Source organism: Alkalibacillus haloalkaliphilus C5 (assembly GCF_000269905.1).
Lineage (GTDB): Bacteria > Bacillota > Bacilli > Bacillales > Alkalibacillaceae > Alkalibacillus > Alkalibacillus haloalkaliphilus_A.
This window is the reverse complement of sequence record NZ_AKIF01000006.1, coordinates 20,994-38,928: the sequence shown is the minus strand read 5'-3', so window position 1 is coordinate 38,928 and position 17,935 is coordinate 20,994. Positions and strand designations below refer to the sequence as shown.

20 protein-coding genes, 1 tRNA gene and 1 other annotated feature are annotated in these 17,935 nt (G+C 36.8%); of the genes, 19 read left to right on the top strand and 2 right to left on the bottom strand.

Annotated elements, in window-relative coordinates; all coding sequences use genetic code 11:
- The 7 genes from A194_RS0101415 to A194_RS0101385 all read left to right on the top strand — a co-directional run.
- Window positions 1-1,164: serine hydrolase (locus tag A194_RS0101415; RefSeq protein WP_017185102.1), on the top strand; the 1,164-nt coding region annotated here is incomplete at its 5' end.
- A 32-nt stretch (window positions 1,165-1,196) separates the two neighbouring features.
- Complete coding sequence (gene pdxS, locus A194_RS0101410) at window positions 1,197-2,084, top strand: pyridoxal 5'-phosphate synthase lyase subunit PdxS (RefSeq protein WP_017185101.1); 888 nt, start codon at window positions 1,197-1,199, stop codon at window positions 2,082-2,084.
- Between the two features lie 12 nt (window positions 2,085-2,096).
- Window positions 2,097-2,693 carry a pyridoxal 5'-phosphate synthase glutaminase subunit PdxT gene (gene pdxT / locus A194_RS0101405; RefSeq protein WP_017185100.1) on the top strand — a complete coding sequence of 199 codons (597 nt, stop codon included), beginning with the start codon at window positions 2,097-2,099 and terminating at the stop codon, window positions 2,691-2,693.
- 36 nt (window positions 2,694-2,729) lie between these two features.
- Window positions 2,730-2,946 (top strand) — a binding site (T-box leader).
- Window positions 2,947-3,016: 70 nt separating this feature from the next.
- Window positions 3,017-4,297, top strand: coding sequence for a serine--tRNA ligase (gene serS / locus A194_RS0101400; protein WP_017185099.1), 1,281 nt, complete (start codon window positions 3,017-3,019; stop codon window positions 4,295-4,297).
- Window positions 4,298-4,552: 255 nt separating this feature from the next.
- A tRNA-Ser gene (locus A194_RS0101395) sits at window positions 4,553-4,645 on the top strand.
- A 245-nt stretch (window positions 4,646-4,890) separates the two neighbouring features.
- On the top strand, window positions 4,891-5,718 hold the full coding sequence (locus A194_RS19205) for a M23 family metallopeptidase (protein WP_017185098.1): 828 nt from the start codon (window positions 4,891-4,893) through the stop codon (window positions 5,716-5,718).
- Between the two features lie 16 nt (window positions 5,719-5,734).
- Window positions 5,735-6,142 carry a bactofilin family protein gene (locus A194_RS0101385; RefSeq protein WP_017185097.1) on the top strand — a complete coding sequence of 136 codons (408 nt, stop codon included), beginning with the start codon at window positions 5,735-5,737 and terminating at the stop codon, window positions 6,140-6,142.
- Between the two features lie 45 nt (window positions 6,143-6,187).
- On the opposite strand, the gene A194_RS0101380 is transcribed toward A194_RS0101385, so the two are convergent.
- On the bottom strand, window positions 6,188-6,859 hold the full coding sequence (locus A194_RS0101380; protein ID WP_017185096.1) for a deoxynucleoside kinase: 672 nt from the start codon (window positions 6,857-6,859) through the stop codon (window positions 6,188-6,190).
- Entirely contained in the window at window positions 6,856-7,530 is a 675-nt protein-coding gene (locus A194_RS0101375; protein WP_017185095.1) for a deoxynucleoside kinase, read from the bottom strand. Before A194_RS0101375 ends, A194_RS0101380 begins: the two co-directional genes overlap by 4 nt.
- Before the next feature lie 149 nt (window positions 7,531-7,679).
- On the opposite strand from A194_RS0101375, the gene A194_RS16855 reads away from it, so the two are divergent.
- The 12 genes from A194_RS16855 to A194_RS0101315 all read left to right on the top strand — a co-directional run bounded on the left by A194_RS16855 (window position 7,680) and on the right by A194_RS0101315 (window position 17,913).
- A complete protein-coding gene (locus A194_RS16855; RefSeq protein WP_017185094.1) occupies window positions 7,680-8,213 on the top strand; it encodes a CotY/CotZ family spore coat protein in 534 nt (177 codons plus the stop codon).
- A gap of 207 nt (window positions 8,214-8,420) precedes the next feature.
- Window positions 8,421-8,681 carry a metal-sensitive transcriptional regulator gene (locus A194_RS0101365; protein WP_017185093.1) on the top strand — a complete coding sequence of 87 codons (261 nt, stop codon included), beginning with the start codon at window positions 8,421-8,423 and terminating at the stop codon, window positions 8,679-8,681.
- Window positions 8,682-8,771: 90 nt separating this feature from the next.
- Window positions 8,772-8,999 carry a sulfurtransferase TusA family protein gene (locus tag A194_RS0101360; protein ID WP_017185092.1) on the top strand — a complete coding sequence of 76 codons (228 nt, stop codon included), beginning with the start codon at window positions 8,772-8,774 and terminating at the stop codon, window positions 8,997-8,999.
- 54 nt (window positions 9,000-9,053) lie between these two features.
- On the top strand, window positions 9,054-9,533 hold the full coding sequence (locus tag A194_RS0101355) for a DsrE/DsrF/DrsH-like family protein (RefSeq protein WP_017185091.1): 480 nt from the start codon (window positions 9,054-9,056) through the stop codon (window positions 9,531-9,533).
- A 79-nt stretch (window positions 9,534-9,612) separates the two neighbouring features.
- The gene (locus tag A194_RS0101350; RefSeq protein ID WP_017185090.1) at window positions 9,613-9,912 is read left to right on the top strand and encodes a rhodanese-like domain-containing protein; all 300 of its coding nucleotides are present in this window, start codon (window positions 9,613-9,615) and stop codon (window positions 9,910-9,912) included.
- 17 nt (window positions 9,913-9,929) lie between these two features.
- On the top strand, window positions 9,930-10,499 hold the full coding sequence (locus A194_RS0101345) for a sulfurtransferase TusA family protein (protein WP_017185089.1): 570 nt from the start codon (window positions 9,930-9,932) through the stop codon (window positions 10,497-10,499).
- A gap of 24 nt (window positions 10,500-10,523) precedes the next feature.
- Window positions 10,524-11,654: an MBL fold metallo-hydrolase gene (locus A194_RS0101340; RefSeq protein WP_017185088.1), complete on the top strand. Its 1,131-nt coding sequence runs from the start codon at window positions 10,524-10,526 to the stop codon at window positions 11,652-11,654.
- A 79-nt stretch (window positions 11,655-11,733) separates the two neighbouring features.
- Window positions 11,734-13,386 (top strand): SulP family inorganic anion transporter, encoded by a 1,653-nt coding sequence (locus A194_RS0101335; RefSeq protein WP_017185087.1) that lies wholly within the window; start codon window positions 11,734-11,736, stop codon window positions 13,384-13,386.
- Window positions 13,387-13,422: 36 nt separating this feature from the next.
- Window positions 13,423-13,779: a YidH family protein gene (locus A194_RS0101330; RefSeq protein ID WP_017185086.1), complete on the top strand. Its 357-nt coding sequence runs from the start codon at window positions 13,423-13,425 to the stop codon at window positions 13,777-13,779.
- A 357-nt stretch (window positions 13,780-14,136) separates the two neighbouring features.
- Window positions 14,137-15,858: an acetate--CoA ligase gene (gene acsA / locus A194_RS0101325; protein ID WP_017185085.1), complete on the top strand. Its 1,722-nt coding sequence runs from the start codon at window positions 14,137-14,139 to the stop codon at window positions 15,856-15,858.
- Between the two features lie 135 nt (window positions 15,859-15,993).
- Window positions 15,994-17,310, top strand: coding sequence for a lysine N(6)-hydroxylase/L-ornithine N(5)-oxygenase family protein (locus tag A194_RS0101320; RefSeq protein ID WP_017185084.1), 1,317 nt, complete (start codon window positions 15,994-15,996; stop codon window positions 17,308-17,310).
- 87 nt (window positions 17,311-17,397) lie between these two features.
- On the top strand, window positions 17,398-17,913 hold the full coding sequence (locus tag A194_RS0101315) for a type 1 glutamine amidotransferase domain-containing protein (RefSeq protein ID WP_017185083.1): 516 nt from the start codon (window positions 17,398-17,400) through the stop codon (window positions 17,911-17,913).
- The last annotated feature ends 22 nt before the right edge of the window (window positions 17,914-17,935 follow it).

Genomic DNA, 17,935 nt, shown 5'->3' with positions numbered 1-17,935 from the left:
AAAGAAGCAGATATCGCATTGCCTCCAGCAAGTATGACCAAGGTCATGACAGAGTATTTAGTATCAGAAGCTGTTGCAAATGGCGATATTAGTTGGGATACAACAACTGAAATAAGTGAGTATGCCTATTCTATTTCAGCGAATAACTCATTTTCAGGCGTAGGGTTACGCATGGATCATGAATATACAGTAAAAGAATTGTATGATGCGATGGCGATTTATTCTGATAATGCAACATCTATTGCATTAGCTGAGTTAATTGCAGGTTCTGAAGGCGAATTTGTAAAAATGATGAATGAGAAAGCTGATGAGATGGGTATGCCTGATGCACACTTTGTAAACTCAACTGGTCTTGCAAATAGTCATTTAGGAGACAACTATCCTGAAGGCACAGAACCAGATGATGATAATTTAATCTCTGCCCGTTCAATGGCAATTTTAGCTTATCATTTAGTGAATGATTATCCAGATTCTCTTGACGTGTCTAGTGTCCCGACACAAGAATTTGAAGGTCATGAAATGTTGAATTTTAACTGGATGTTACCAGGTATGCCTGGTCATATTGCACAGTATACTTATGAAGGTCTTGACGGTCTAAAAACGGGTTATACAGAATTAGCCGGCTATACTTTTACAGGTACAGCAGAACGTGATGGCACGAGGTTGATTTCTGTCGTTATGCGAACAGATAGTGTTGAGGAACGTTTCTCTGAAACTGAAAAGTTATTAGATTACGGCTTTGACAATTTCTCAAAACAAGTTCTTTTTGAAGAAGGTTATCAAGTTGAAGATGAGTCAACGATTCCTGTTGTAAAAGGTAAAGAAAATGAAGTTGAAATTGCATCTGGAGAAGCAATAGATGCAATGGTTCGTGACGGTGAAGAAGATCTATATTCTGTTACGCTTCAATTAGATGAAGAAGTACTAAATGAAGAAGGTGCTTTAGAGGCACCAGTAGAAGAAGGTTTAGAAGTAGGTCAATTAGTGTTAACATATGAAGGAGATATAGATTACGGCAATTTATCATCTGAAGAAGAAGCAGTCGAAGTGCCGGTTCATACAACTGATGAAGTTGAGCGTTCTAATTGGTTCATGTTAATCTTGCAAGCCATTGGCGACTTCTTTGTTGGTCTGTTTAATAGTATTAAAGGGATTTTCACTTAAGCACAACCTAAAAGAATAAGGGGGAGTTTTATATGTCAACGAGTGTAGGAACAAATCGTGTCAAAAGAGGAATGGCTGAAATGCAAAAAGGCGGCGTCATTATGGACGTTGTAAATGCAGAACAAGCTAAAATTGCTGAATCAGCTGGTGCTGTAGCTGTAATGGCTTTAGAGCGTGTACCGTCAGATATTCGTGCTGCAGGTGGTGTTGCACGTATGGCAGATCCAACTGTTACAGAAGAAGTACTAAATGCTGTTAGTATTCCAGTGATGGCAAAAGCACGTATTGGTCATATTGTCGAAGCGCGTGTTTTAGAAGCGATGGGTGCTGATTACATTGACGAAAGTGAAGTTTTAACACCAGCTGACGATATTTATCATATTGATAAAAATGATTTTACTGTACCGTTCGTTTGTGGTTGCCGTAACTTAGGTGAAGCTTTACGCCGTATTGGAGAAGGTGCTTCAATGTTACGCACGAAAGGTGAACCAGGTACTGGTAATATTGTTGAAGCAGTTCGTCATATGCGTGAAGTTCAAACACAAATTCGCCAAGTTCAAAGTATGGCTAAAGATGAGTTAATGGTATATGCAAAAGAAACTGGTGCTCCTTATGAGTTACTATTACAAGTTCAAGAAGAAGGTCGTTTACCAGTTGTAAACTTTGCTGCTGGTGGAATTGCGACACCTTCAGATGCGGCTTTAATGATGGAATTAGGTGCTGATGGTGTATTTGTTGGTTCAGGCATTTTTAAATCAGATAACCCTGAGAAGTTTGCTCGTTCAATTGTAGAAGCAACGACTCACTATCAAGATTATGAATTAATTGCTAAACTATCAAAAGACCTTGGTACAGCGATGCCAGGTTTAGAAATGTCATCTTTACAAGAACAAGATCGCATGCAAGATCGCAGTGAATAAAGGGGTATCTTTATGACAACAATTGGTGTATTAGGACTACAAGGTGCTATTCGTGAGCATGTTAGATCGATTGAAGCTTGCGGTAAAGAAGCGGTCATTGTGAAAAAGCCAGAGCAATTAGAAGAGGTAGATGGGTTAATTCTACCTGGTGGTGAAAGTACAACGATGAGACGTTTAATTGACCGTTATAACTTCTTTGAGCCACTTCAACAGTTTGGAAAAGCTGGAAAGCCGATCTTCGGAACATGTGCAGGATTAATTTTATTAGCATCAGATATAGAAGGTCAAAATGATGCACATCTTGGCTTAATGGACATGACTGTCGCTCGTAATGCTTTTGGTAGACAGAAAGAAAGCTTTGAAGCACCAGTTGAGATCAATGGTGTAGCAGAAGACTTTGAAGCGGTATTTATTCGAGCGCCTTATATACTAGAAGTTAAAGCAGATACAAAAGTTTTAGGTGTTTATGATGGTAAAATTGTCGCTGCCAAACAAGGTCACTTGTTAGCCACGGCATTTCACCCAGAGTTGACAGACGACCATCGTTTAGTTCAACATTTTGTAGAAATGGTTGATCAAGCTAATGGTAATAAGCTTGCTTCTGTGTAAAATATAAGGTATATTAATTGTTATATAAATGACGAATTAAATGCGTTGATAGGAAGTAGTAACAAGTTTTGTGTTTATTTCAGAGAGCTAGTGGGTGCTGTGAACTAGTATAAACGGCTTGTGAATCCATCCTTAAGCAGGTTGACCGAACTAAAGTAAGTCAATCCGGTTAAGTGCCGTTAAGACTTAACAAGTTGGAAGAGACTAACTCTTCAACAAGGGTGGCAACGCGGGAGAATACCTCGTCCCTTTACTACAGGTTTATGTAGTAAAGGGGCGTTTTTTGTTTTTAAGCTCTATTAATTATTTTTAGGAGGAATGGCATGCTTGATTTTAAGTATTTACGTCAAAATTTTGATGAAGTAAAAGTAAAAATGCAAAATCGCGGTGAAGACTTAACGGATTTAGACAAGTTTCTCGATTGGGATGAGAAAAGACGTGCTTATATTCAAGAATCAGAAGAGTTAAAAGCACGCCGTAATGAAGTGTCTAAAGAGATCTCTCAGCTAAAAAAGGAAAAACAAGATGCTGATCACCTTATTAAAGAAATGAGAGAAGTTGGTGACCGCATTAAAGAAGTCGATAGCCAATTAAATGAAGTAGAAGAGCAATTAAACCAGTTAATGCTATCTATCCCGAATATCCCACATGAATCAGTGCCAGTTGGCGAAACAGAAGATGATAATGTTGAAGTTAAACATTGGGGTGAAGTACCGAACTTTGACTTTGATGTTAAGCCACACTGGGATGTAGCAGATGAGTTAGACATTATTGATTTTGAACGTGCTTCTAAAGTTACAGGTAGCCGTTTTGCGTTTTATAAAGGGTTAGGTGCGCGTTTAGAACGTGCTCTTATTAACTTTATGATGGACTTACATGCTGATGAACATGGTTATGAAGAGATGTTACCTCCGCAAATTGTTAATCGTGATAGCTTAACAGGTACTGGACAACTGCCAAAGTTCGGAGAGGATGTATTTAAGTTAGAGGAGTGGGATTACTTCTTAATTCCGACAGCTGAAGTCCCTGTAACGAACGTTCATCGTGACGAAATTTTATCAGCGGATGATTTACCGAAAAAGTTTACAGCTTTTAGCACGAACTTTAGAAGTGAGGCTGGATCTGCAGGTCGTGATACAAGAGGTCTCATTCGACAGCATCAATTTAATAAGGTTGAGCTAGTGCAATTAGTTAAACCAGAAGATTCTTATGAAACGTTAGAGCAGTTAACAGGACACGCGGAAAAGGTTCTACAATTGTTAGAGCTCCCATACCGAGTGATGAATATGTGTACAGCTGATTTAGGTTTCACAGCGGCTAAGAAGTATGATATTGAAGTATGGATCCCAAGTTATGAGACTTACCGTGAAATTTCTTCTTGTTCAAACTTTGAGGATTTCCAAGCTCGTCGTGCCGGTATAAGATTCCGACGTGAAACTAATGCAAAACTAGAGTTTGTTCACACTTTAAATGGGTCAGGTTTAGCAGTAGGACGTACAGTTGCTGCTATTTTAGAAAACTATCAGAATGAAGATGGATCTGTAACTATTCCACAAGCTTTAAGACCATATATGGGGAATGTTGAGTACATTTCTGCAAAATAACATTAGTATTGAAGTTGGGGCAAAAAAGATAGAGAGTTCTTATAACTCATTTTGCCCTAACCTTTTTTACTATAATTTTTTCAAATTTCCTCTTTATAATATAGATGGTCGTGTGATATACTAATTATCGTTGGTCGACAGAGGTTATGTAGCTTTATGAAGCGATTTAGCAGTTTTACAAAATATTAAATGAAATTTTGATTTTCTTGTTGCATACTGTCGAAACATATGATATATTTTATTTTGTCAGTTCACGGAGGAGTACCCAAGTCCGGCTGAAGGGAGCGGTCTTGAAAACCGCCAGGGGCTTCACGGCCCGCGGGGGTTCGAATCCCTCCTCCTCCGCCATATTTTTAATTCAGATAATAATGTATGAAATGGTTACTACTAAAGTAGCCTTTTTTTATATGTATTTGTATAGAAAATTCAAATATTACATAAACTCACGATAGACTTTTGAAAAAAGGTAGGTACCTTTTTATGAAACTGCGTAATAAATGGCGTATTTTAATTATGTCTGATGCTGGTCGAGACGTTAAGTATGTTAATGTTAACAAGTTAATAGGGTATAGCTATTAGCTAGTGTCGTTTTTGTGTCATTAAGCTTAATCATTTCGTTAACTATTTTAAATCAATTATCTTCAGAAAATGCAAATCTAAAAGAGACAGTAAGCCAAGTGAAGAATACGTTAGCTGAACAAGAAGAACAAATAATAGCATTTGAAGATGATCGCTCTGAAATCGAACATCACCTTCATGAGCTAGAGCAATTAGAAGAACAGCTATCGGATATGATTACGACACTTGAACCAACTGAAATCCCTTCATTTGAAGAAGAAGGACCTCAAGGTGGAATAGAACTAGTCATAAATAATAGTGATCAAACTGACGAACAGGAGCATGAAAGAGGGATTGAACTAACTTCTCTTAAAGAAGCAGCTCCAACATTGATTGAACGATATGAAAGTTCTATTGAACAATTAAATGAAGTGAAAGAAGACTTAGAGACAGTGCCAATTTATTGGCCTGCAGATACTGAGAGAGTGACATCGGAATACGGTTATCGATCTGATCCATTTACATCTTCAACAGCCTACCACAGTGGTATTGATTTAGCAGATAGCTGGGGAACAGAGATCTATGCAACTGCAGACGGCGTTGTATCATTGGCAGGACGTGATGGCGGTTATGGTTTATCTGTCATCATTGACCACCCTAACTCATATGAAACGAGATATGCTCATTTAGGTCAATTAAATGTTGAGGTTGGAGATGCAGTTCAACAAGGTGATTTAATCGGATTAATGGGGTCAACAGGTAGAAGTACTGGTGTCCATTTACATTATGAAATTATTCGAAATGGGGATACGACAGACCCTTATCCATATATGACTTTTTTACAGCGTGTGTTAAATAATTAAAAGGTGGTCTTATTCAATGTTTTCAAAACATGAAAAGCAAGTGAGTAATGTTGATACAGTCATTGGTTCAGCTACTAAGTTTCATGGGGATTTAACCTCACAAGCTAGCATTCGTATTGACGGCGAATTTAAAGGGAAAATCACTTGTGATGGTGATGTTGTCATTGGTGCAGAAGGTAAAATTGAAGCAGATGTAACAGGGCGAAATTTAACCGTAGCAGGTCAAATTGATGGTAATGTCCGTGCATCAAGTACGTTAAGGATTGAAGCTACAGGCGTTATTAATGGTGATATTGCGATGGGGGTTTTAGTAATTGATGAAGGTGGAACTTTCACAGGCCATAGTAATATGATTGTTAATGATTCAAAGAAATCAAATTCTAAAGCTAAACAAGACTCACAAAGTGAAGAACAAGTGTCTTAAAAAATATATAAAAAGACTTCCAGCTAATTTTAGCTGGAAGTTTTTTTATGCTTTAATGAACTTTCTTGACGTTTGTATATGTTCACCAATACGTTCTAAGATTGGTTCAACTGATGTATTTGGATTCATTAAGTCATAGTCGTTAATGTTAATGCGCATAACAGGACATGTATTAAAATTATTAATCCAGTTTTCGTAACGGTCATACATCTCTTTCCAATATTCAATTGGCGTATCTTGTTCCATTTGACGACCGCGGTTCTTTAATCGATTTAACACATCTTCAAAAGACCCCTCTAGGTATATGAGTAAGTCTGGGTGTGGAAAATAAGGTGTCATTACCATTGAATCAAATAAGTTCTTGTAAGTATCATAATCCGTTGGAGTCATTGTACCTTTATCATAATGCATCTTAGCAAAAATGCCTGTATCTTCATAGATAGAACGGTCTTGTATAAACCCACCGCCGTATTCGAAGATTCTTTTCTGTTCTTTAAAACGTTCTGCTAAAAAGTAAATTTGTAAATGAAAACTCCAACGCTCAAAGTCAGAATAAAACTTATCTAAATATGGATTGTTTTCTACTTTTTCAAAAGATGTTCTAAAGTTTAAAGCATTGGCAAGCGCATTCGTCATAGTTGATTTCCCGACACCGACTGTACCTGCTATTGTAATGACAGCATTGTTTGGAATGCCATAAGAATTCGTTTGGATCATGTTAATACTTCTCCTTTTTGGATGTGTTGTTTTACAATTGATAAGATGTAGTCTAAATCAGATTGATGTTCGATGAAATCTAATTGATCACCATTTAATCGAATGACTGGAATACCAGGATTCTCCGCCTCAAAATGGTCCATAAAGACATCGTAATCTTGTGAAAGCTGTTGTAAATAAGAAGATTGAATGTTTTGTTCAACTTCTCGACCACGCCTTTCAATACGCTCAAGTAATGTATCAAGACTAGCATGGATGTAAATCATTACATTAGGCTTTGGCATATCTTGCGTTAAAATATTAAAAATTTGTTCGTATTTATCATATTGTTGATTTTGTAACGTTCGTTTAGCGAAAATCATGTTTTTCATAATATGATAGTCTGAAACAACAGGTTTGCCATTATTTAAATAATGCTTCTCTATATCCTCTAGCTGTTTATAACGGTTACATAAGAAAAACATTTCTGTTTGAAAACTCCACTCTTCAATGTTGTCATAAAACTTACCTAAGAACGGGTTTTCTTCCACAATTTCTTTTAGAAGATGAAAATAAAAGTGTGTCGCGATCTTTTTAGACAAAGATGTCTTACCTACACCTATAGGCCCTTCAACAGCAATGAATGGCACATTTTCAGAATTCACGTTCATTCCTCCATTCGAAACATACATATTACTGCCCTCCATCATACCAAATTTTTAGACATAATTGGACATAAATTTACTTTTGAAAAATATTCTCTAAATGTTACCACTCACCTATACACTTTTTGATGTCCCACATAATCTATAATAACGATACAACAAAGGAGTGAATAAGTATGTGGGATGATTGCAAAGATTTCGATTGTAAGAATAGTAAATGTGTTTGTAAGACAGTAAGAAATATTGCTGCAGCACAGGATGAGGTTGTAACACCTGATTGTGATGTTAGCTGTAAACAGTCTATTCAAAATTTAGTATCTCCAACTGTAACGACTGGAAATGACACAATTCCATTTATTCTATATTGTAAAGGGGATTGTAAACCGTTCGTAGGTAGCGGGGTATTACAAGATGTTGTAAACAATACAACAAACTTCTTCTGCTTTGAATCACCAATTTTCCGAGTAAGTAAAATTCATAAAGACTGTTGTGCTGACTTAGAATTGTTACTACCTGTTAACTCAAGTGGTCAATGCCATAAGAAGAAGAAAAGCTTATGCGATCTTTTCGATGGTGTAACAGGCTTACAAAGAACTGGTATTTGTATTAAAGTTGACCTTTGTGACTTTGTCGCAATTTCTTGCTTAGAGCCAGTAAGAGCTCTTCCAGTTTCTGATTTAAACGTTGCTAACGCAGCAAAAGAATACTAATATTTAACGAAAGCTGGTACCTAAAGGGTGCCAGTTTTTTCTTTGTTTACTTTTATACCTATTAGGGTATAAGTAATGTAGAAGGATAATTTCCCGGTTTAAAAAAGTTTCAAATACATGCTTGACAAAATACCTATAGGGGTATATACTTACCGTATAAGTTAATAAAACAACTTTTCTGGCGTACCGACAAAGGGGGTTATGAAAATGGAATACGATGCAAAAGTTAAAAATAGAATTAAACGTCTTGAAGGACAATTACGTGGAGTACTACGAATGATGGAAGAAGGCGAAGATTGTAAAGAAGTTATTACACAACTATCAGCCAGTCGTACGGCAATTGACAGAACGATTGGTGTCGTTGTTAGTGAAAATTTAATTGAGTGTGTAAGAGAAGCTGAAGAGAATGGTGAAAATACAGACGATCGAGTAAAAGAAGCTGTCAACTTATTAGTTAAAAGCCGTTAAAGCTTTAAAAGGTTAAAGGGTTGACACAATTTATTTTATAATATAATATACCTATAGGGTATTTTTAAAAGGAAATGAGGAGGAATAACAATGAATATTACAAAAACATTAGACGCAAAAGGTTTAGCATGCCCAATGCCAATCGTAAGAACGAAAAAAGCAATTGAAGAAGTAAACTCTGGTGATGTATTAGAGGTTGTCGCAACAGACGCAGGAGCCAAAAGTGATCTAACAGCATGGACGAAATCATCAGGTCATGAACTATTAGAGACAAAAGAAGAAGACGGCGTATATACGTTTTACGTTCAAAAAGGCTAAGTTTTTTTAATGAACTATATACCTTTAGGGGTATAGAATGAGGAGGAATTTGAGATGTCAGAACAAAAGAAAACAAATATTATCTTATTCAGTGGAGATTATGATCGAGCGATGGCTGCTTATATTATTGCTAATGGTGCGGCAGCCTATGATCATAAAGTAACAATTTTCCATACGTTTTGGGGACTAAATGCCTTAAGAAAAGACGAAAAGCTACGTCCTAGCAAAACATTCATGGAAAAAATGTTCGGCAAAATGATGCCAAAAGGTGCTGAAAACTTACCATTATCAAAGATGCAGTATGCAGGTATGGGCCCTAAAATGATTAAAAATGTTATGAAGAAGCACAATGCAATGCCGTTAGATGACTTAATTTCAATGGCTCAAGAACAAGAGATTACACTACTAGCATGTACGATGACGATGGATCTTTTAGGATTAAAAGAAGAGGAACTGTTAGATGATATTGAGTATGGTGGTGTAGCAGCTTATATCGCTGAAGGTGAAGATGGAGCAATTAATTTATTTATCTAATTAGTAAGATAGGCGGCAATTTTATATAAAGTTGCCACCTATGATCCATAAAAATCAACTTATAAAGTGAGGGTATACCATGAAGGAAGTTACAGCTAAAGAAGTACAAGAACGTTTAGAAAACGGTGAAAAACTTAACTTAATTGATGTAAGAGAAGCAGATGAGATTGCACAAGGTATCATTCCAGGTGCAAAGCATATTCCTTTAGGTTTAATCGAATTTCGTGAAAATGAGTTAGAGAAGAATGAAGACTACATTATGATTTGCCGTTCGGGTGGTCGTAGTGGTAAAGCAACGCAATATTTAGAAGAACGTGGCTATGATGTAACAAACATGGCCGGTGGAATGTTGGACTGGGAAGGTCCTGTTGAAAAATAAATTTGGAGGGATTTCGCATGGAGGAAATTAAATCCGATCACAGTTTAGATGCAAAAGGTATGGCTTGTCCGATGCCGATTATAAAGACGAAAAAAGAAATGAAAAATATCGATTCTGGGAAAGTGTTGTTAATTGAAGCGACAGATCCAGGTACTAAAGCAGATATGAAGGCTTGGGCTGAGAGCACTGGTCATCAGTATTTAGGCTTTACAGAAGACGGTGACACACTTAAGCATTATATTCGTAAAGCAAGCGATGAAGAGGCTAAAGGTGAAACATCGTTTGAACACATCGTAAATAACGATGAACTTAAAGAAAAAATGGCAAGTGGCAATACCACTATTGTAGATGTTCGAGAATCAGCAGAGTATGCATTTGGTCATATTCCAGGTGCAAAATCAATTCCTTTAGGTGAATTAGACGATCGAGCTAATGAACTAAGTGAAGATGATGACATATTTGTCGTTTGTCGCACAGGAAATAGAAGTGACTTAGCCGCTCAAAAACTTTCTGAAAAAGGCTATAAAAATGTAACGAATGTAGTTCCAGGTATGAGTGAATGGGACGGAGACGTAGAAAAAGCTTAAGTAATACTATAGGAGGTATCATTTATGAGCTTTAAAGAGTTAACAGTAGACCAATTAGCAAAAAAAGTAGTAAACCAAGATAACTTGTTTTTACTAGATGTACGTAATGAAGACGCGTTTGAAGATTGGAAAGTAGAAAGTGACAGCTTTGAACATTTAAACAAACCTTACTTTGATTTAATGGATGGGATCGAACCAATTCAAGATCAAATTCCTGAAGATCAAGATGTTGCTGTTATTTGTGCAAAAGGTGGCTCATCACAGTTTGTTGCTGAACAATTAGTTGATGCAGGTTTTGATAATATTTATTCAGTAACAGGTGGAATGAAAGCTTGGAGTGAACATTTAGAGCCAGTTAAAATTGGAGACCTTGAAGGAAACGGTGAACTATACCAGTTCGTGCGCCTAGGTAAAGGTTGCCTATCATATATGGTTGTTTCAGATGGTGAAGCAGCTGTAATTGATGCGACACGTATGGCGGATACGTTTATAAATTTTGCTGAAGAAAAAGGTGCAAAAATTAAGTATGCATTAGATACTCACTTACACGCAGACCATATTTCTGGTGGCCGCACAATTGCTGAGAAAACAGGTGCAACTTATTATTTACCACCTAAAGATGCTGAAGAAGTTCAATTCGATTATGAGCCGATTGAAGATGGCAATGAAATTCAAGTGGGATCATCTAAAATTGATGTGCAAGCATTATATTCTCCAGGACACACAATCGGTTCAACGTCATTTATCGTTGATGAGAAGTATTTAATGTCAGGTGATATATTATTCGTTCAATCCATTGGCCGTCCTGATTTAGCAGGTAAAGCAGAGGATTGGGTAGGCGATCTACGTACGACGTTATATGAACGTTACAAAGAACTATCAGATGAATTAATCGTATTACCTGCACACTTCTCATTTAAAGAAGAGTTAAATGACGACGGTTCTGTACAAGAGAAGTTAGGGGTACTGTTTAAGGAAAACGATGGTCTACAAGTTGAAGACGAAAATGAATTCCGTAAGATGGTAACAGAAAACTTACCACCTCAACCAAATTCACACGAAAAAATCCGTTTCACTAATATGGGTAAAGAAACACCAGATGAAGAAGAACAACGTGAAATGGAAATTGGACCAAACCGTTGTGCAGTAAGATAAAAGATGTATTAAGAAGGAGCGGTTAGGCTCCTTCTTAATTTTTGCACAAGGTGCAGTTAAAAGTAAGAGAGGTGAAAATATGTTAAGTAAGTACGTACCGTCAGTGGACTGGCTTAAACGTTATAACGGAATGGACTTTAAAGGTGACTTAATTGCCGGCCTAATCGTTGCAATTATGTTAATCCCTCAAGGTATGGCTTACGCGATGCTTGCTGGCTTACCACCTGTTATGGGTCTTTATGCATCAACTATTCCACTCATTATATATGCATTATTAGGATCTTCAAGGCAATTAGCTGTTGGTCCAGTTGCTATGGTATCTTTATTAGTTTATTCCGGCGTTTCTACATTAGCTGAGCCAGGAAGTGATCAGTTCATTTCCTATGCTTTACTATTAGCTCTCATGGTTGGTGTCATCCAACTTGCCATGGGTCTATTTAAACTTGGCTTTTTAGTTAACTTTTTATCACATGCTGTTATTAGTGGTTTTACATCAGCTGCTGCAATTATCATTGCATTATCGCAGTTAAGTGGATTACTTGGAATTGAATTACCGAGTAAAGGTAATGTGTTGGAGCTATTAACTGAAGCGGTTGTAAACCTAAATGCTGTTCATATACAAACAGTTGCATTAGGTATTGGTAGCATCATTATTTTAATTTTATTTAAAAAGTATGTACCTAAAATACCAGGTCCATTAGTGGTGGTTGTGGCGACAAGTTTAGCTGTATATTTGTTTAACCTTGAGAATGAAGGTGTTGCAATTGTTGGAGGTGTACCGTCAGGCTTACCTTCTTTAACTTTACCATCAATGAGTTGGGACTCTATTTCAGCCTTACTTCCGATCGCTTTGACGATCGCGTTTGTTGGGTTTATGGAATCTGTAGCTGTGGCGAAAAAGCTTGCAGCTAAAGAAGGTTACAAAATAAATTCAAATCAAGAATTAAATGGTTTAGGTGCTGCAAATATAGTCGGTTCCTTTTTCTCAGCTTTTCCAGTGACAGGTGGTTTTTCACGTTCAGCGGTTAACTATCAGTCTGGAGCCAGGACAGGAATGGCAACTATTATTACTGCAGTTATGATCATTTTGACGTTATTGTTTTTTACAGAATGGTTTTACTACCTACCGCAAGCAGCGTTAGCAGCGATTATTATCGTTGCGGTATACGGACTAATTGATGTTAAAGAAGCTGTTCATCTATTTAAAGTAAAGCGAATTGATGGCTGGACTTTAGCTGTTACATTTTTTGCAACACTACTGACGAGTATAGAGACTGGTATTTTAACAGGTATTGTCTTCTCATTAGTCGTATTTATTTGGCGTAGTGCATATCCGCACGTAGCGGAGTTAGGCTATCTAGAACAAGAAGGGGTATACCGTAATATTGAACGTTTCCCTGAAGCAAAAACGTTCCCTAATACTATTATATTTAGAATTGATGAAGCACTATATTTTGCGAATATTGCTTTCTTAGAAAATAAATTAGAAAAACTGTTAGATAAGAAACCTGATACAAATCGAATCATTCTAGATTTTTCAGCAGTCAATGATATGGATGCTGTAGCGATAGATGAATTAGATGAACTGATCCAAGAGTATGATGATTATGGTGTAGAGGTTAATATTGCGAATATGAAAGGCCCCGTTAAAGATTTAGTGAAAAAAGCAGGTTGGTACGACAAATATGAAGACCGAATCCAGTATCTTTCTATTAACCAATGTGTAAAATAACGTTACGCATGGCTTTTCATTAAGGGGTTGTTATAAATGGAACCAACAAAAGACTCGAACTATATACAACAACATCTCGCTAATGAACGAACGTATTTAGCATGGATTCGTACAGCCTTAGCTATTATCGGAATTGGCTTTTTGATTGTGAATATACATTTCTCAACTAATACAAGCTTAACTCCATACTCAGACCGTTTAGCTGAGATGATTGGAATTTTGTCCGTGTTAATAGGGTTAGTGGGTATTATTTTTGCAACGGTTCATTATGTACGCAAAAGAACACAAATAAATGAACAGACATTTAAGCCAGCTGTTCATCTTGTTTGGCTCATTTCTGGGTTGATGATCTTAATGGTGATTTTATTTTTCCTTTACTTTTATTTATATTAACTAATCAAAGGGATAGACAAAACCCGGACGAAATCACTTTTGACTTCGTCCGGGTTTTGACTTTCTAATCATCGCTCCATCAAAACGCTTCGCTTTCACCCGCAGGCACAAGTTAAACATCTGCTCAAGTTCCCTACGCTTGCTTCTTTGCCGGGACACACTTGAGTCAGGCAACTTCATCGAAAGTGCATCTTTGCACACTTCCCCCTTTATATTAAAGTCTCTAATTTAGATCATTAACAAAAAAGTGGTTAATATTTGAAGTTAGTACTTTTAAAATTGTGCGTTTTGCTATACAATATCATTACTAGAATTTTTAAAATATTTACAATGTTCTATTTAAAAAGATGCGAGGTGATGGTTGTGAGTGAAAGCGTTTTAAAAGCTAGAAGTAATCAACACAATTTAGGGAACTATGAAGAAGCTTACCAAAACTTCAACTGGGAAGAAGCTAAGAAAGCTTTTTCTTGGAACGATACAGGAAAAGTAAACATTGCTTATGAAGCGGTAGACCGTCACGCTGAAAATCCTGATAAGAAAGATCAAGTAGCATTACATTATGCTTCACCTGATCGAAATGAATCGTTAACGTTTGAACAACTAAGTAAGCAAAGTAACCAGTTTGCTAATGTGTTAAAAGATCAAGGTATTGAGAAGGGTGATCGAGTTTTCTTATTCATGCCAAGATCACCAGAGTTTTACGCAAGCTTTTTTGGAATTTTAAAGGTTGGCGCAATTGCTGGACCTTTATTTGAAGCATTTATGGAGCAAGCTGTTCAAGACCGTTTAGAAGATAGTGAAGCGACGATGCTTATTACAACTCCTAACTTATTATCACGTGTTCCAGAAGATGATCTACCAAATCTAAAGAAAGTTGTTTTAGTGGGTGATGCAAGTGATATTCAAGATGGATACATCGACTATCATAAAGAAATGAGTAGCGCTAGTGAACAATACGACATTGAGTGGGTTGATTTAGAAGATGGCATGTTAATTCACTATACGTCTGGTTCTACTGGAAAACCTAAAGGTGTTTATCACGTACACAATGCGATGATTCAGCAATATCAAACAGGTAAATGGGTGTTAGATCTACGAGAAGGTGATGTTTACTGGTGTACAGCTGACCCAGGTTGGGTAACCGGTACGAGTTATGGTATTTTTGCACCTTGGTTAAATGGTGTAACTAATGTGGTCATTGGTGGTCGTTTTACACCTGAGGCATGGTATAAAGCTCTAGCTGATTATACTGTTACGGTATGGTATTCAGCACCTACAGCATTCAGAAAGTTGATGAGTGCAGGTGAAGATACAGTTAAACAGTTTGATTTATCTAAAGTTCGCCATATTTTAAGTGTAGGTGAACCGTTGAACCCAGAAGTTGTTCACTGGGGAATGAAAGCTTTTGACTTACGTATTCATGATACGTGGTGGATGACTGAAACAGGAGCACAGTTAATCTGTAATTATCCGACAATGGATATTCGCCCTGGTTCTATGGGTAAACCAATACCAGGGGTTGTTGCATCAATTGTTGATGATCAAGGTGAAGAATTACCACCAAACCAAATGGGTAATTTAGCGATTAAAGAAGGATGGCCATCGATGATGCGTGCCATTTGGAAGCGTCCTGAAAAGTATGAGAGCTATTTCTTAAATGGTTGGTACGTATCCGGTGATAGTGCATACCGTGACGAAGATGGTTATTTTTGGTTCCAAGGCCGTTTAGATGATGTGATTAATACTTCAGGTGAACGTGTTGGTCCGTTTGAGGTTGAAAGTAAATTAATCGAGCACGAAGCGGTTTCAGAAGCAGGAGTTATTGGGAAACCAGACCCTGAACGTGGCGAAATTATTAAAGCTTTTATTGCATTAAATGAAGGTTATGAGGAATCAGAAGAATTACTTGAAGATATTCGCCAATTCGTTAAGAAAGGGTTCGCTGCACATGCTGCTCCTCGTGAAATTGAAGTAGCAGAAGCTATCCCTAAAACACGTAGTGGTAAGATTATGCGTCGTCTATTGAAGTCTAGAGAGCTTGGCTTACCAGAAGGCGATACTTCAACGTTAGAAGAATAAGTTAAAGATCTATTAAGTGAGTGCCTTTTGAAAGGTGCTCACTTTTTTGTGCGAAAAAAGTGTTTAGATCACTTATAGTTAGGAAACTTAAATAAGTACATACTAATAAAAAATGGAATAAGGGGTGATTGTGTGATGGAACATAAGTTATATACATTTATCGGAATTGGGATAGGACCTTATAACTTAGGATTAGCAGCACTAACAGAAGACTTAAATGACATTGACCGCATATTTTTTGACCAAACACCAAAGATGGATTGGCACCCTGGTATGTTAATTGAAGGAGCAGACTTGCAAATTCCGTTTTTAGCAGACTTAATTACGTTTGCAGACCCTAAGAGTCGCTACACTTTTTTAAATTACTTACATGAACATGGCCGTTTATATAAGTTTTTCTTCTTTCAAAAATTAGAGATTCCAAGGCAAGAATATAATGACTACTTACAATGGGCAACTGACCAAATAAGCGGACTTTATTTCGGTCATCGTGTCGTTGATGTGATCGAACACCAAGATGCTAATACACCTCATTATGAAGTCGTTGTTGAAGATCAAGAAACAAATGAGACAACAAGTTATTATGCTAAACATGTTGTCATGGCAACAGGTTCTGAACCTGTTGTTCTTGATTCTGCAGAAGGGTTACCTGAAAAAGATGTATTGCATACGAGCCGCTATTTGTATCATAAAGATGAACTGTTAAACTCTAACCATATAACAGTCGTTGGGTCAGGACAGAGTGCTGCTGAAGTGTTTTATGATTTGTTAGAAGAACGTGAAAATAAAGAGTTTCATATAACTTGGTTTACTCGTAGTAAAGGCATTTTTCAACTGGAGTCAGCTAAAATGGGACAAGAATTTTTCTCACCTAACTATGTTGATTACTTCCATCAATTAAATTTTAAAAAGCGTCAAGAAACATTAGATACGTTAGATCCTTTACGTAATGGTGTGGATGAATCAACTCTTGAAGGTATATATGATATGTTGTATCACTATTCGATCGGTGAAAAAGACCCGAAAGTGACGATACAACCATTAACAGAAGTCAATGACATTGAGCAAAAAGGTCAACGGTATGAGCTGCACTGTGAGCAGTGGCAACAAGAGGAATCATTTAATTATGAAACGGAAAAAGTGGTTTTAGCGACAGGATATAAACCTAACATTCCGGATTGGTTTATGAATCGGTTTGAAAATAAAATTAAATGGGAGAAGAAAGAAGATTATTTATTTGATATATCGCGTCATTACCGCTTGAAGTTTAAAAATGAACGTCAAAACCAGTTTTATATGGTGACCAATTTAGAGCATTCTCACGGAACAGCTGCAACTAATTTAGGTTTGGCTATTCAAAGAAATATGGAAATTATTAATGATATGCTCGGTGAAGAAGTGTATCAAGCTAAAGGGCATTCGATTTTTCAACAATTTAAGCATGAAGGTTAATAAGTATGAGCTTTTAAGTTTCTCATAGTATGATATTGGGAATATTGTTTATAAAAATATCATTGAATAATAAGAGGAGGAATTATTATGGCTAAAAGAATAGCATGTGTTATGACTAACTTGTTTGAGGATAGCGAATATACTGAGCCAGCTAATGCGTTTCGTGAAGCAGGACACTCTGTTGAAACGATTGAAAAAGAAAGCGGAGTAGTTGTAACAGGTAAGCAAGGAGAAACGGAAGTAGCCATTGATTACGGTATTGATGAAGTAAAAGCAGAGGATTATGATGCACTCTTTATTCCTGGTGGCTTTTCTCCAGATATTTTAAGAGCAGATGAACGTTTCGTTGAATTTAGTAAACATTTTATGGACGAAAATAAACCCGTTTTTGCAATTTGTCATGGCCCTCAATTACTTATTACAGCAAAAGCATTAGAAGGGCGAACGGTAACCGGGTATAAATCAATAGCTGTTGATTTAGAATATGCTGGTGTTAATTTTAAGGACGAAGAGGTTGTTGTTTGTCATAACTTAGTGACAAGTAGGCAGCCAGATGATTTACCAGCGTTTAACCGTGAATCTTTAAAACAATTAAGTAATTAAATTAAAAAGCCAGCTACAGCTA